14 protein-coding genes are annotated in these 15,293 nt (G+C 42.7%); 4 read left to right on the forward strand and 10 right to left on the reverse strand.

Annotated features, from left to right (window positions below; translation table 11 throughout):
• Nucleotides 1–46: 46 nt before the first annotated feature.
• The 9 genes from LZG71_RS07130 to LZG71_RS07170 all read right to left on the reverse strand — a co-directional run bounded on the left by LZG71_RS07130 (nt 47) and on the right by LZG71_RS07170 (nt 5,569).
• Nucleotides 47–592: a 2OG-Fe(II) oxygenase gene (locus tag LZG71_RS07130; protein ID WP_233818477.1), complete on the reverse strand. Its 546-nt coding sequence runs from the start codon at nt 590–592 to the stop codon at nt 47–49.
• A gap of 165 nt (nt 593–757) precedes the next feature.
• Nucleotides 758–1,315: a hypothetical protein gene (locus LZG71_RS07135; protein WP_233818480.1), complete on the reverse strand. Its 558-nt coding sequence runs from the start codon at nt 1,313–1,315 to the stop codon at nt 758–760.
• A 76-nt stretch (nt 1,316–1,391) separates the two neighbouring features.
• On the reverse strand, nt 1,392–2,198 hold the full coding sequence (locus LZG71_RS07140; RefSeq protein ID WP_233818482.1) for an ankyrin repeat domain-containing protein: 807 nt from the start codon (nt 2,196–2,198) through the stop codon (nt 1,392–1,394).
• A 136-nt stretch (nt 2,199–2,334) separates the two neighbouring features.
• Nucleotides 2,335–2,832 carry a hypothetical protein gene (locus LZG71_RS07145; RefSeq protein ID WP_233818485.1) on the reverse strand — a complete coding sequence of 166 codons (498 nt, stop codon included), beginning with the start codon at nt 2,830–2,832 and terminating at the stop codon, nt 2,335–2,337.
• 4 nt (nt 2,833–2,836) lie between these two features.
• Entirely contained in the window at nt 2,837–3,313 is a 477-nt protein-coding gene (locus LZG71_RS07150) for a hypothetical protein (RefSeq protein WP_233818487.1), read from the reverse strand.
• Nucleotides 3,314–3,390: 77 nt separating this feature from the next.
• On the reverse strand, nt 3,391–3,879 hold the full coding sequence (locus LZG71_RS07155; RefSeq protein ID WP_233818489.1) for a hypothetical protein: 489 nt from the start codon (nt 3,877–3,879) through the stop codon (nt 3,391–3,393).
• Complete coding sequence (locus tag LZG71_RS07160) at nt 3,876–4,355, reverse strand: hypothetical protein (RefSeq protein ID WP_233818491.1); 480 nt, start codon at nt 4,353–4,355, stop codon at nt 3,876–3,878. The genes LZG71_RS07155 and LZG71_RS07160 overlap by 4 nt, the downstream gene beginning before the upstream one ends.
• Before the next feature lie 500 nt (nt 4,356–4,855).
• Nucleotides 4,856–5,179 (reverse strand): hypothetical protein, encoded by a 324-nt coding sequence (locus LZG71_RS07165; protein WP_233818493.1) that lies wholly within the window; start codon nt 5,177–5,179, stop codon nt 4,856–4,858.
• Nucleotides 5,180–5,233: 54 nt separating this feature from the next.
• A complete protein-coding gene (locus tag LZG71_RS07170; protein ID WP_233818495.1) occupies nt 5,234–5,569 on the reverse strand; it encodes a zinc-ribbon domain-containing protein in 336 nt (111 codons plus the stop codon).
• Nucleotides 5,570–5,842: 273 nt separating this feature from the next.
• On the opposite strand from LZG71_RS07170, the gene LZG71_RS07175 reads away from it, so the two are divergent.
• Together LZG71_RS07175 and LZG71_RS07180 are read left to right on the forward strand one after the other, a co-directional pair.
• Nucleotides 5,843–6,460 carry a hypothetical protein gene (locus LZG71_RS07175; RefSeq protein WP_233818498.1) on the forward strand — a complete coding sequence of 206 codons (618 nt, stop codon included), beginning with the start codon at nt 5,843–5,845 and terminating at the stop codon, nt 6,458–6,460.
• A 152-nt stretch (nt 6,461–6,612) separates the two neighbouring features.
• On the forward strand, nt 6,613–8,469 hold the full coding sequence (locus LZG71_RS07180) for a hypothetical protein (RefSeq protein ID WP_233818500.1): 1,857 nt from the start codon (nt 6,613–6,615) through the stop codon (nt 8,467–8,469).
• Nucleotides 8,470–8,498: 29 nt separating this feature from the next.
• Here the strand turns inward: LZG71_RS07180 and LZG71_RS07185 are convergent, their stop codons facing one another.
• Nucleotides 8,499–8,843, reverse strand: coding sequence for a TfoX/Sxy family protein (locus LZG71_RS07185; protein WP_233818502.1), 345 nt, complete (start codon nt 8,841–8,843; stop codon nt 8,499–8,501).
• Between the two features lie 576 nt (nt 8,844–9,419).
• Between LZG71_RS07185 and LZG71_RS07190 the strand changes: the two genes are divergently transcribed.
• Nucleotides 9,420–12,872, forward strand: coding sequence for a TonB-dependent receptor (locus LZG71_RS07190; RefSeq protein ID WP_233818504.1), 3,453 nt, complete (start codon nt 9,420–9,422; stop codon nt 12,870–12,872).
• 19 nt (nt 12,873–12,891) lie between these two features.
• On the forward strand, nt 12,892–15,147 hold the full coding sequence (locus LZG71_RS07195; protein WP_233818506.1) for a RagB/SusD family nutrient uptake outer membrane protein: 2,256 nt from the start codon (nt 12,892–12,894) through the stop codon (nt 15,145–15,147).
• Nucleotides 15,148–15,293: the final 146 nt, after the last annotated feature.

A 15,293-nucleotide genomic window follows, 5' to 3' on the forward strand; every position in this document is an offset into this window, starting at 1 on the left:
AAGGTATACACCAGGAACGCAATAGTCGAGTGCCTTTTCATATCAGCTACTTTATTCGATACATCACATCCGATCGCAGCGCATATTTTATACCACTCGTTACTGGGCAGCCCTCATGTTTTTGCTCATGTATAAAACACAGGGCATCACCGGTTGCGGGCACGATGGTAACGTTATCAAAAGCAGTTTCACCACCCTCAAACTCGTCATTCAGATATATCATAAAAGTAATGCGGCTTTCTTCCTGATCGTTTCGTTTGTACCGACCATCCACATGTCTTTTAAATCGTTGGTCCAGTTCGTATTTGTAAAACCGGAACTGCTCATTCAGCCCAACTGCGTGATAATCGTCCATTTCCGAGGGGCAAAATTCCCTGAGCTTATCCCAAAGTCTATTGGCAAGCCTTTCATCTTCATGTAACACCCGGTAATTGTTACGGATGTTTTTAGCCATTCTGGCTCCGGACGAGAAGCCGACCTCAGCTTCATTGTAGCCTATGTTTTCACTCAACAAGATTAACTCCTCACATTGGTGGGCGGAAAGGAAATTTTTAATTGTCCAGATTGTTTCACTGTGATATATCGCTTCCATATTTTTTTCTTGTGATATGTTTTTCTGTAAGTGTTGTTTTCTTATCCCCCTGCGTCTTTGTATGTTTTCGAGGTTTCTGTCTTCTTTATAATTTAAGTGTCACCTTTTTTGTGATTGATTCCGGACGAAGTAAACACAGAAGGAAGTAAATTTCAGGGTACTCCATCACGGCATATTAATCGTCTTGTATTCCACACCATGTTTTTCGGCATAGGGAATCAGCAGATCCATCATTTCAGTATACAGCTTGCCCAGTTCAGCGCCTTTTGTCGTATCCAGTTGCTCAATAGCAGCGTCTATTTCCTGGTCGGTCTTACCGTCGTCTATCATTTTAGCAATGATTGGAAAGTCTTTTTTGTAGACTTCGTCGGCATATTCAAATGTCTTTAATCCGGCAGCGACAATAGGTTTAGCTTCATCGGTAACTTTCAGTTTTTTAATATTTTCAATGTCGGCATCAAACGTCTGTTTGTAGGCAAAATCCATGTATTCTACACAGGTTGCATTCTTCATGGTTTTGTTGTCTTCGGCCACAATTTGCAGTACACCATTGGCTTTTCGCTGCCGTATCTCTCTGAAATGTCTTTGAAAATCGTGGGGGATTTTGTTGCCATTCAACCCAATGGTTTCAAATATTTTTGCCGGACTGTCATACATCAAATCGCAGGATGTCAGAATTGTTAATGCGCAGATTAATAGGTAGATGGTTGATTTTGTTTTCATGTTTTGTTTGTTGGGTTAAAAATATTTCACGTAAAGGTTTGAAAATGAGAGTAATGGAATGCTTTCGGTCGAAATTTTAGCCAGCATTTATAAGTTTTTCAATTTCCGTTTGATTTGTCGCAATAGCTCTGTCTAATGGGCTTCCATCGTAAGCCATCATTTTCCCTTTGAATTTTACTTTTGTTTTAAAGTCCACATTTAGCCCCAACAAAAGTTTTACTATTTCTTTGTGTCCCAATCCACAAATCCAAAATAGCAATTCGGATTTTGGTGTTGTCTCACTTTTATAGTCAGTTCCGCAATCCAATAAATACGTTGCTATCTCTGGGTTGTTTCGCCAACAAGCCCACTTAAAAGCCGTTGAGAAATATTTTTTGTCGATGCCGTTTTCAACCAGTGTTTTAGTGGCTTCTATATTTCCTCCGTGCAGATTTGTAGTAAAGTCAAGCAACGAACTTCTAAGACTGTCAACTATGTTAATATCAATGCCTTTTGATAATAATAGTTCTATAATTTTCCTACTCCCGCTTACACAAGCAAAATGAATTGGCTGTAAATTATTTGGACCTTTGGAATGGATGTCAGCGCCAATGTCTATTAAATATTTAGCAATGTCGTGCTGGTTGTTTGAAACAGCAATTGATAAAGGCGATTGTCGGCCAACATCTTTAATTTCTTTGTCCGCACCTGCTTCAATTAAAAGTTTTACGATTTCAAGATTACCATGCTTACATGCAATTTGCAAGGGTGTCCCTTGAATTGGGCTTGAATAGTCTGCAAGCTTCTTATTGAGTATGGTCGGCTTGATGTCAGCCAAAAACTGTTGCACCAACTTGATGTCTTGGTTGTAACAAGCTGAATGTAAGCCTTCTTTTTCGGTCATTTTATTAAATGTTAGTGGCTGACGTTTGGTGAATTTGTGTTCGAACGTGCGTCGAATCGGTCGAAACCGTATAAAAGAACCCTCTCTGTACCTTTAACTTTCCCTGCTTTGCGTGAAACCGGAGCAGGAAGATATATTACACACCCTTCCCCACGAATTCCAGTATAGGGTTCAATATTTGCTCCACATATTCCTCTTCCCGTTGCTGACTTTTCTTGCCATTGTCGAAAGAATCGCTGATGGAATAATTCCGGACGAATTGGTTCTTCTTTTTCCCGATGGCGTATTCTATGTCACCGCATTCCGAAGTATTAATTATCGTCATTTCATCGAAAGACATCAGTCGCTTTTTGAAAAAAGGAGGGGTGATCCGGTAAATAGCACTGGTCTTTCTGTCGAAAAGGAATTTTACATTGAGTTTAAACAAAAATTCATAAATCCCGACAAGTACAATTACAGCACCGATGGCATAGGCCGTGGAGCGAACTTCGTAACTCAATGCTCTTAAAAAAGGCACAATGCAGAAGATCAAAAAAGCCAGTAATGCGTAGATCAAGAGTTTGCCTTTGTAAGCAAAATAGGGTTTGATCGTAAGATTTTCGGCTGTTATGGTCAGTTTGTATTTGTCTTTCATAAGCTTACAGACCCGATTCTACTCCCATAATTTCACTGGCCTCATTAATGGCTCGCTGTGCAGGTTTGGCTGTAAACATGGTGGTCACCAGCGTGACATGTTGCTCTTTCCCATTTTTATCAAAAATGATGGAGCCCATACAATTGCTTTTAATGAAACTTACATAATAGGTAGCCATGTAAAAGCGCTGAAAATCATCGAAGCTGTACGTTTTTTCACTGGTAAAAGCATTGTGTTTGTCTGTAACAGTACGTGAAGATGTGTCAATAGTGAGCTTTTTCGTTGTTTTCAATAGCATGAGAAGCCCTAGAATAATGAAAAAGATAGCGAAGTAAAGTCCAAATTTGTCTTCTTTGGTAGTGAAATAAAGAAAAAATAACGCAATGGCAAACCAGGTGCCGACTCCTGAATACAGCGCAATTTTATCGGTTTTAAATTGGAACTGACTCCCTTGCTGTTCAAAATATTTGTATTGTGCCATTGTTTGTGATTGAAGTATTTGGTAGAATTAAAATGTAAGTAGTAAAAAGTGAAGTATAAATGTATCGGCGATGTGATTCAAAGCCGGGGGGCCGGTTGTTTCAAAAAACACTCAATTACCGGCAATGTGTCCTGTTCGTAAAACACTTGTTTCCGCTTGTTTGCGTAAAACGGGCTGATTGCGTAACCATCTCCATAAGGGTTATTCCTGTCTACAAGAGCATAGTAAGTCCTGCCATTCCGGGATCTTGCAGCAATGAGTACATCATCAAAAGGTAGACTCTTTCTTTCAATCAGCCCGCTCATCAGGTAATGTACCTTTCTTGTTTCACGAGAAAAAGTAGCTTTTGTGGACGCCTGAAAATGCATGAATACCGCAAAAAAGAGTAGCCCAAGTGCGATTGCAAGCGGCAATTGCCAGAAATCGCCCATTTTTAACCAACAGAAAACAGCCAGCAGCAAAAAGGGTATACCTGAAATACTTAAAATTAGACTCAATCTTTTCTGATGCACATAAGGTTTGACGATCAGAGTGCCACCTTCCAGAGCATAAATGGGTTCGTTCATGCAGCGGTATTTTGAGCCGGGTGAAATCCTATGATCTCTTCTGTTTCCAACAGTAGCTTCTCCATCGGTTTTGGAGTCATCAGGCTCTGGCCGATCCGGAGGTGATGCTCTTTGGAGCCATCATGAATAACGATAAAGGCTCGTGCGTTGAGCACCAGTGCATATATACGCGTAGATAAAAACAGATTGGATACCTGGCTGAGCGGGAATGTTTTCTGTTCTGAGAAAAGTGATGGCTTGTACAAAATCACCTTCCGGTCCAGGTCCACGCTTACTTTACTGAACATCCGTGGCAGATAACTTAACCCGATAACCAAACAAACCCCGGCACAGGCGTAACCGAAATTATCCGGTCTGCGATAGGCGATAATCGCTCCCGCCAGCACAAAAAGCAGGCATATCAGCGCGTACAGGCCTTTTTGCGGAATTCTGTGGTAATTGTTTTTGTCTGTGGTGTAATGGAGGTATGACGTCATAGCCATCGTTTGTGATTGAAGTGGATGTTTTAGGATATTTGGTACAAAGTAAAATATAAATGTGAAAAATAAAGAGTAAAAAATAAAATGTATCGGTGATGTGATTCAGTGCCAGGATTCCGGTTGTTTCAAAAAAGGTATAATTACTGGTAATACTTCCTTTTAGTAAAACACTTTTTTTCCTATTTCTTGAAAATGGACTGATTGCGTAATCATCGCCATAAGAACTAGTCCTGTCTACAAGAGCATAGTAAATCCTGCCATTCCGGGATCTTGCAGGGCGGATGCCTGAAAGTGAATAAAGAGTGGCAACGGCCAGAAATCGCCCAATTTTAACAAACAGAAACCTGCAAACAACAGAAACGACACAGGGAATACCTAATATCCAACTCAATCTTTTCTGGTGCATATAGGGTCTGATCGTCAGTGTTGTCCGTTATTCAAATTGGGTTGTAATTATGGCTTCGCACCTAAGCGTAACAATATGCAAAAGGCGCTCATTAGCCGATAAAAGGGAACTGATTTTCAAATGTTTTACCGATAATGGGTAGAGGTTTTTTTATCTCATTCGAGGCGTTAATGGCGCCCAATATCAGGAGAATGAGAATTCCGAAACTTGCAAAGCTGAGGAATGATAATGCCGGTGCAATCGCAATAACGATGTTTAGGGCAATGCCCAATACGAATCCGATAATGAGTAAACCGAGTGATTGTCTAAGGTGATATTTAAGCAGATCATCGGCTTTTTCTTTTCCGGAAAAATAAGCAACAAGCCAACCGATAAGGGTAATGTAAGAGACGATGGAAAGTGTTTTGTTAGTCATAATTGTGTTTTGTTAAAATGAATTATTGATTGGAAAAGTAAAGGCTAATAGCTATCAGCTATTTAAAAGACTAGAAATGGTTAAGAGTGCGACAATGGCAGCACCTACCAGCAACCAGGAAAATGTCCAGATGGGTGTTTTTGCGATTTTGACAGCTTCTGTTTTGGCCTGTTTCAGCTCATCGTCAAATTCATTGTTAGTCAATACCTGTTTACAATGGGTACATTGAGAAGCAGCTGATTTCCAAAGTGGAAAGGCGGGAATCCAGAAAATATGAAAATAATGGCGATAGATGTAAAGCCAAACCGACTCATTGGTATGGCAGTGCCTGCATTGGAGCTGAGAATTTAACGAGGCGATCGTAGTGGAGCGTAAACCGAAAATAACCATGGGTGCTTGGTTTGGATGTTTGAAAAATTGATGACACAAAATTCAGTCACAGGTTTTTCCAATGCTAAATTTTGCAGTCTACAAACCAACTACTATGATTTTTCGCAGCGTCTACAAAGTGTCTACAAGAGTAGTTAACATTTTGATTATCAGTATTTAATTTGAATTGTATAAAGCGAATTACTTGCTTATGCACAGTTATGATTCCGGAACTTTGACCTATTTTTACGAAAGAGAATTGATTTGGAATGCAAAAAGAAACGGATTTTTAGAATGAGCTTGATACAGGATTATAATGATGATATCTGGACCAGGGGCTGGCGAATGTTTACCACTTCGAAAAAGGAATTGGAGAATATGTTTGTTGGAACCGGAACGATGCAGATTATTGAAAACAATATCGTCATTCGTGATTACCCATTCGAACCGTCCAGAGCATATCACGAGCAAATATTTAAGTTATCGGACATCAATAACATATCCGTTACGTCTAGGCCATTTAGCATACAAGTTCAGGGTGAACTGATATTTGTATCCACTGAAAACAAAAGTGAGCTTTTGACTTTCGCCCACAAGAACCATATTCCATTGGTTGGCAGGTCTTATGTGTGGAGTTGGATATTGGAGCCGTTTTTGGATACTGACTACAGCACTGAAACAGATGAGCGACTGACGCTCTTGCTCGCCAAAGCGGGTTTGTCGGAAGAGAGGATTTTTGAATTGAGGCAGGAAGTGAAGACTCAAATGTTGAAATACAATTTTGACACCATGCTTTGGGAATGGGTGAATCTTGATGTTTTCGATGTATTGCGTGCGATGCGCACCAATTACGATAAGGAGCAATTCTCTGATTTTTACAAAAGAGCCATGGCTATAGCTTTGATGGATTAGCAACATGAACTTAATCAGGTGCGCTTCCAGATTACTTAAAATTTCTACCGTATATATGTAAACGAGTAATACGGTTGTGTCTTGGTTGCGAAAGCGTTTGACTAAGGGACGCAATCATTTAGTGGTCATCAACAATAATGAATTTTCAATATATGAAGCGTTTGATATTTCTTTCGCTGGGTTTGCTTTTATTGCTTACTACAACCTCATCCGCTCAAAACCGCTATATCGATGGTCTGGAACAAAGGCTTAGGACGAAAAACATCGCGGTAGACGAAGTAGTGGCACTTCACCAGCAACTTGCTGACTGGTACCGTACCAACGAGCAATATCCTTTGGCGACGCAACACGCTGAAAACAGCCTGAAACTCACTAAATCCGGCAAGAATATGGAGCTTTCGAAAACGAAGGCTTATGTCCTTTTGTCGAACATCGCTGTGAATCAGGAAGAGTACGAGCAGGCGCGTAACCACATCGATACTGCGTTTACCGTGGCACGTACAGGGCATGATTCGCGGGCGTTGGGATATGCATTTTATGCAGAAGCGACTCTGAATGAGACACTTTACGAGAACGAAAAAACGGTTAAAAATTTACAGGCTGCATTAAGGCAAATAAAGGATCTTAAAGCGGAAGCGTTACTTGTTTCCCGAATCTATTACCGTCTCTATTCGATATACAGCGAGCAAAACGACCTGAAAAACTCTTCCAATTATGCCAACAAGGCAGTTGAGTATGCAATTATTTCTGGCAATAAAAATCAGCTGAGTAATTGCTATCTGGCTCAGGCAGTTGTATATACCTATAGATACGACACTTCGAAACATAAGGCCGATCTGGATTCGGTGATCAATCTTGCGGAAAAAGCTGCTGCGGTATATCACAAATATCCGGAGCAGGTAGCGTTCAATACCTATTGTATAGCTCGGGTGAACAAGGCGAATTATTACCTCAAGTATTATCCGGCCACGGATCTTAAAATAAAGCAGGCGATCAGAGACAACCTTAATGAAGCACTTGCAGTAGCCAAACATGTATCGAGCAGTCCGCCGGTGGTTGCGAGCTGTTACGGGATTTTGAGCGAGCTGGCTCTGCGAGACAACGATCTGAAAGGTGCCGAAAAATACCTTTTACAAGCCTACACGCTCATGCAGGTGCAGAAAGTGCCATATTATCATACACTGATTAATGTAGTAAACGGTCTGGCCAGTGTGTATGCCGAAAGTGGCGATTATAAAAAAGCATTTTCTTTTCAGCAAAAAGTGAATGAATACAGCGGTCTGCTTTTTGACGAGAGCCAGGCGCAGCATACCAAGCGGCTGGAAGCGCAATACCAGGCCGATAAGAGAAGTCGGGAACTGGTGGTGCTAACCGAAAATGCAAAATCGCTTCAAAGAGAGAAATGGTTGTATATCGGGTTGGGTATCATCGCGCTTGTCGGTGCTTTTTTTATGTTTCGGTCTTACGACTACCGGCTCAAATATTCACTCGCCAGGGAAGGTAAACTCAAAATAGAAAAGCAGGAAGCTGAGTTGCAGACAAAACTTCACAAGGAAGAACAGGAGCGATTGAAGGCCGAACAACAGTTGCTTACCTTTCAGCAACAGCAACTGCAAAAAGAAGCTATGGCTGGTGCATTACATATCGAACACAAAAACGAGGTGCTGCAAAACTTAAAGAATAGGCTGGCAGAAAATGAAACCGTAAATATCCATAAGATCCTGCGAGAGGAAAACCTGCTGGATGCAGACTTTGAAAAAGCGATTTACAGGATCAAGGAAATTAACCCCGGTTTCTTTAAAACACTCAATGAAAAAGCACAGCAAAAACTAACTCCGCTGGATCTGAAATACTGTACCTACATACATCTGGACATGGATACAAAACAAATTGCAACGCTTCTTAGTGTAGAGCCCAAAAGCGTGCGCATGACCAAATATCGTTTGAAACAAAAACTGAATCTGGATAAAGATGAGGAGTTGGGAGATTATTTGCGGAGGATGGGGTAAGTGGGATACAGGTTTATCGAAATCAGTTTCTATTTTTTCTTTGACACTTTCGCCCTATCATTAAACGCCAGACATATATCCACCCAAAATCTGAAATCTTTTCTTGATTTGAAGCCATCGGCGTTTACATAACAGTATCCTTTCAATTCCCGTCCTTTCATGATCATCGTTTCGTAGCCGTTTCGCTCGGCTACTTCTTCCTGTAAATCCGGATCGAAGCGGCACATGAGACCATCATCCGTTACATTCACGCACATTTTCCCGTTCACCATAAAGGCGAGGCCGCTGAACATCTTCTTTTCTTCAATTTTTAGGTTGGTAAACTCAGCAAGATATTCCCGGACCCGTTCAGCAAGTTTGGTATCGTATGGCATGATAGGTAGTGTCTGTATGAGAATGGGAAATTAGGAAATAATCGTAAATGTTGCCGTCACTTTTACTTGGCAATGCATTATTTAATACTTCGGAGTTTTAGTATCTATTTTGTCTTATGCCAAGAATTAAAAGTCTGATTTGCTAAGACAACCATGAAGCCAATTATGTGATTTCTAGCTGCACAAAGCCAATTTCTGCCCAATTGCTTGTCTAGATAGTACATTTTTAATAATAAGTGTGAAGAATACATTTAATATTAATTTTATATAGTCTATCGGATTTGTAGCCTAAATAAAAAATATATCTTTGCCGGAAGTGAAGTCAGCGCGCAGAGCAAGTAGAGCCTTGTCTGATACCGAACGAAGTGTTGAATACGTCCGGTAGATAAGGGTGTTTTAATTAAAATAATAAGATTTTTAACCTCAATAACATGAGACTTCAGATGTGTTGTTAATGCAAAAATGAAAAGCCTCCCTGCTGGTGACAAGGAGGCCGATTAAATGTTTCACAACGGCGCCAACCGCTGTGAAACGTGTTTCAAACAATTTCGGATATCACTCAAAACTTTTAAAATTATGACTTTTTCTTCATTTTATGTAGAAAATAAGAGGCTTTGTGCCAAATGGGATCTCAAACAGAAACGAAAGGTTTTTTATTCCCATCTCAAAACCATCTCTCCTGGTATCGCAATGGCAGCTCTTGCACTTGCTCCCTCCACTGCTTTTTCCGGCTCGTTTTATGAAAGTGGATCGAGAGCAAAATCTAAAACAGCACAATTTTCTGTTTTGGGCCAACCCAAAAACCTTTCAGGACCTGAAACTTATTTCAAACTGAATGAGCGCCGCATTCGTGGTGTGGTGGCAGATGAGGCAGGAGAGGGGCTTCCGGGCGTTAACGTCGTGATCAAAGGGACAAACACGGGAACAAGTACCGATGTAAGTGGAAAATTTGACCTACTTATTCCTGATAATCAGAGTGTGCTGGTGTTCAGTTTTGTGGGTTATGTTACACAGGAAGTTCAGATAACAAGTCAGTCAGAATTGGCGGTAACACTTCCGGCAGACAATCGCTCACTGAATGAGGTGATGGTGGTAGGTTACGGGACCCAAAAGAAAAGCGATATAACAGGTGCTATTTCCAGGCTTGGTGAAGAGCAGATCCGGGAACGACCGGTTCAGAACGTGGTGCAGGCTTTGCAGGGGAAAGCTTCCGGTGTGGATATCACTACCAACCAGCGTCCCGGCGAAGTGGGGCGGATCAGGATCAGGGGTAACCGTTCTATAAATGCTTCAAACGAACCACTTTATGTAATCGACGGAATTCCGCTATCGGCAAGTGAAGTGACGGCGATCAATCCGAACGACATTGCATCCATCGAAGTTTTAAAAGACGCATCTGCAACGGCAATTTACGGTTCACGAGGTGCGAACGGGGTAATTCTGATCACTTATAAAGAAGGGAAAAAAGGAAAGACATCTATTAATTACGACGTTAGTTACGCGTCAGGGAAGATACATTCTACCACCGATTGGATGAATGCGGGTGAGCTGCTGAATTGGCAGAGACAGTCGCACATCAACGGCGGAACTTACACAGGGAATTACGGCACGGCCCCGGATCCCAACTTTGACGTACAGACTTTCGGAGGCGGAGAGGAGTATGGCATCAACAGTATCAGAAGAGCTTACGAATGGAATGAAGACGGAACAGTGAGAATGCGGAATGCAACGGCTGAGGAAATAGCCGGCGGCTACGCAGCGAGCGTTCCTGTATACAGTGCAGCGAATGTATTCGACCAGAAATGGGGCGATTTGGTTACCCGCACAGGCCGGACACAGAATCACCAGTTGTCGCTTTCATCCGGATCTGAAACGTCTCGGTTGTATCTGTCGCTGGGTTATCTTAATCAGGAAGGGACCATGGTTGATCAGGATTTTAACCGTTATTCGCTCAACCTGAAAGGAGATGTCACTCCAAGAAAATGGCTGACCGTTGGGCTGGCGCTGAATGGTGCTTATTCCTTACAAAATTATGGGACTTCGGAAAACTCATCGAACAGCGGTGCCAAAGATTCGTACGGACAAGCGCTCGCACTGATGCCTTACGCTCCTGCTTATGATGAAAACGGTGCTATCCTGAATACGAATAAAGTTGGTCTCTCAACGCATAACGTTTTGTTAAACATTGACAATTCGACCAACGAACATAAACTGGCCTCGATATTGTCGAACATCACCACCGAAATCCGGTTTGCCCCCTGGCTGAAATACAATCTTAAATTCGGGGCGCAGTACAGTGACAATGAGTATGGTTCGTTTTTTGGACCAAACTATACCAATCCTTTTAGTGCGGTGGGAACTGCTCCGCTTATTGGTTTTAACCGGCATGGCAAACGTTTCGGCTGGACAATGGAAAACCTTTTGTTTTTTGATAAACAATTTGGCGTTCACATTTTGGGAGTTACGGCGTTGCAGTCTATGCAACAGAATACCAACAATGGTATCAATATCCGTGCTCAGGGAATTACTTTCCCTTCTTCGCAATGGTACAACCTTTCTGCAAACGATTTTGGATTGCCAATGTCGTACGGTACATCATACTCCCGGTCGGCATTGATGTCTTACATGGGTCGCGTGAATTATTCGTTGCTGGATAAGTTTCTGGTGACTTTAACTGGTCGCTGGGATGGAGCATCAGTTTTGGCTGATGGTTATAAATGGGAATTTTTCCCTTCCGCGGCAGTTGGCTACAAACTGGAAGAAGAGGATTTTGTAAAACAAATAGACTGGATCAGCCAGCTGAAACTGAGATACAGCTGGGGGCGCACAGGGAACTCCTCCGTGAGTGCTTATTCAACAGGAGGTTCTATCACCGGTGCAGCTTATGTTTTTAATGAAACACAATTTTCGGGGTACAAGTCGGAATCCATGCCGAACAGAAATCTGAGATGGGAAAAAACAGTTCAGCAAAACTTAGGTATTGATTTCGCATTATTCAGAAACCTAATAACCGGTTCGGCGGAGGTGTATCAGGCACGAACCAGCGATCTGCTGATGTCGAGGTCCATTCCACCGGTTTTAGGATTTACCAGTATTCTGAGCAACGTAGGTCTTACGCAAAATCGCGGAGTAGAAATTACGGTTTCCTCGGTCAATGTTGACAACAAAAATTTTACCTGGAAAACCGATTTCAACTGGTCGGCAAACAGAGAAAAAATACTGGAACTTACAGACGGGAAAGTGGATGATACCGGAAACGGCTGGTACATCGGTCAGCCGATATCGGTTTTCAGAGATTACAAGTATGAAAGATTGTGGCAGAATACGGAGGAAGACGCCCGTCTTATTGAGTTGTACCGAAAAATCGGAAACATTACTGCGATTCCGGGTCAGGTGAAGGTTAGAGATCAGGATCTGGTATTGGTGAGTGAAAGCACGGAAAACGCCAAATCGGTAACGTTGAACAGTGGTGAAACTGTAACCTACCTTGACAACGGATTTGGAACGATCAACGACGACGACAGGGTAATTCTTGGAAGCAACCGTCCCGACTGGGTTGCTGGTCTTACGAACACATTAAGCTACCGCAATTTCGATTTTAGTTTCTTCTTGCAGGCGAGGGTAAACAACCTGTATTACGGTGGTTTGCAAACTTTGGGACGCCGAGTGGAAAACGACACATGGAGCCCAACCAACCCGGGTGCGGAATATCCACAGCCTACTACTGCAACTTTTACCAACTACAATGCTGCCCGCAATTACATAAACGGGACACTTGTCGCTTTGAGAAGCGTGTCGCTTACTTACAATCTGGATAAGCGCTTTTTGAAAAAACTGAACATTGGCAATGCCCAAATCTACACCCAGGTTCTGAACCCATTTATTTGGGGTGGAGAGGCTGTTAGAATTGGTTTGAATACGGAGGATACCACCGGTTGGGACACAGCCTCATCGGCTCAGTCGGGCGGCCAAACGAACAATACAATCCTGAACCGAAGCCTTGTTTTCGGTCTTAGAATTACGCTATAAATTACAAATACGATTTGCAATGAAAAAATATCTTACACTTATCCTGTTGGCGTTACCCCTGGTTTCGTGCGAGGATTTTCTTGAAGAAAAAATGGTCTCCACCATTACGCAGGACTATTTTGAATCTGAAAAAGGACTTGAAGAACTTGTCGTTGGAACATACAATACGTTGCGCTGGAAATATGGTTTTATGGAAGGGCCGTATATGTTTGAAACGGGAAACGACATTGCCGAGCCTACCGACAACAACTGGGCGACGATCAGCCCCGCTACATGGGCGCCTTCGGGCGAAGCGGGCAGTTATGCCAACAACCTCATGGGTTATTACGCGACGCAGCTACTTGGTGGTTATCCCATCATCAACGACTGCAACAAGGCAATTGAAATTATAAAAGAAAAAGCACCTGGGAAGTTTGGTGCCAATGCGGCTTATTCGAATACCCGTCTTTCGGAGGTGTATTTCCTGCGTGCCTGGACGTACTACATGCTGGTAACACAGTTGGGCGACGTACCCATGCCTCTGAAAAGCAACAATTCGCTGCCCGCAGCATTCAACTTTCCAAAGTCGACCTCGGCACAAATTTATTCGCAGATTATTTCTGATCTGAGATTTGCACACGATCATTTGCCTTTGCCGGGAACAACCGAAAGAGGGCGTATTACCAAATATGCAGCTGCGCATTTTTTGTCAAAATTATATCTTCAAAGAGAACAGGGTAAGGCATTTCAGACGCACCGCAATGAGGACGGAACCATAAACCCAAACAATCCGGACGCTTACCTTGGATTACTTTACAAAGGAAGAGGAGCCAATGACCTGGATTCTGCAAGAATATTCTCAACCGAAGTGATTGATGCCTATGCTTCAAAAAACGGCGGTGCTTATCAGGGCCTTGCAAATGACTTTTGGGATCTTTTCAAAACTGCAAGAGGTGACTGGAGTAATGAGGAAAACGCTGAAATAATTTTGCAGGCCTCTTACGGTAACAACCTGGCCAATGGACGTTACGGAATGCGTACCACGGCAGCTTTCACCAATGATTATACCAATGCCGCCTGGAATATTCCTTCCAAGACCTGGGCTTACGGGCTAAGAAAGGGAACGGGATTTCTTCCGACGGACTGGGGATATGACGTTTTTACAGATAAAATAAATGACTCCCGTTTCGAGAAAAGTTTTCAGATTGAATACGAAAGTGCTTCTTTTGACAACACTTCATTGACAGACGGACCTGGCTTGCCATACAACCACGTCAGCAACAGATCCCTTACCTGGACGGCAGATGAGGCTGCGTATTTTAACGCAAACATCCAGCCGGAATATGACCGCGCTTCGTGGGCAGGGCGCAAGGCTGTAACCGGCCAGCGGAAAATAGGGCAGGGAGATTTGGGACTTGTGTTCCTGGAAAATACCAAAGAAACTGCGATTGATATACAGGAAGCATTGGCTCAGCCTTACGTACTGTATCCAAGGTGGGTGAAAAAAGGAAGTGAGTACTATTACAGAAAAACTGGTGCAGACAGACTTGTTTCCAATACCGGTTTGCTTTTGGGTCGTACGCTGAGACCGTCTTCACGCAAGTTTGTAGATCCGAACCGTAGTACCGTTGACAACCATTTTGGAACAAGAGACGTCGCTATTTTCAGACTGGCCGAAACCTATTTGATACGGGCTGAGGTATACGGCAGACAGGGCGATTATGGTAAAGCAATCGCTGATATCAACGTGTTGCGGGCTCGTGCTGCTTATAAAGTTGGCGAAAAACGTGCCGAAGTTTTGGCAAGAATTTATCCTGGTTCGGATAAATTGCTCAAAACGGAACGCAGTTATCCGTATAGCTCGGCTGAAAATACCTACGATAAAATCCGTGTGGATGCATCGTATTGGGATGGCGGTTCTAAAAAATCACTGGCTGAAAATTACCCACCGGAAGCGAATACGACAGAGAAACGTTTTGTACATTTCATTTACAATGAGTTGTCTCGTGAGTTCAATTTTGAGCAGATTGTGTACGAAGGCATTCACCACGCCGGTATTCAGTTGGAGCGGGTATTGCACCACAATCAATTGGCATCTTCCAAAGTTGGAAACTGGCCGACGTCAGATAATCCTGTTGGTAACAACGGACAGAATGGTAATGGCAAAGGCGTTTTCTCTGCAAGAAATACCTTTAAACCTTTCCCACAATCCTTCATGAATATGCTGACGGACGAAAAGGGTGTACCACTGACGTCCGGAGACCAGATCAGGAATTACCAGAATCCGGGGTATTGATGGGTAGGAAATAAGAAGTTAAGAAGTTAGCCGGGGTCGCGGGCGACAATTAGGAGTTAAGAATGGGAGACACATGAATTAACCATTAACACTTAACATTCAAAAATTAAAAACAGGTAGGGAAGGAGATGTTCAGCCTTACAGGG

Origin of the sequence: Dyadobacter sp. CY312 (genome assembly GCF_021390535.1) — a bacterium.
GTDB lineage: Bacteria > Bacteroidota > Bacteroidia > Cytophagales > Spirosomataceae > Dyadobacter.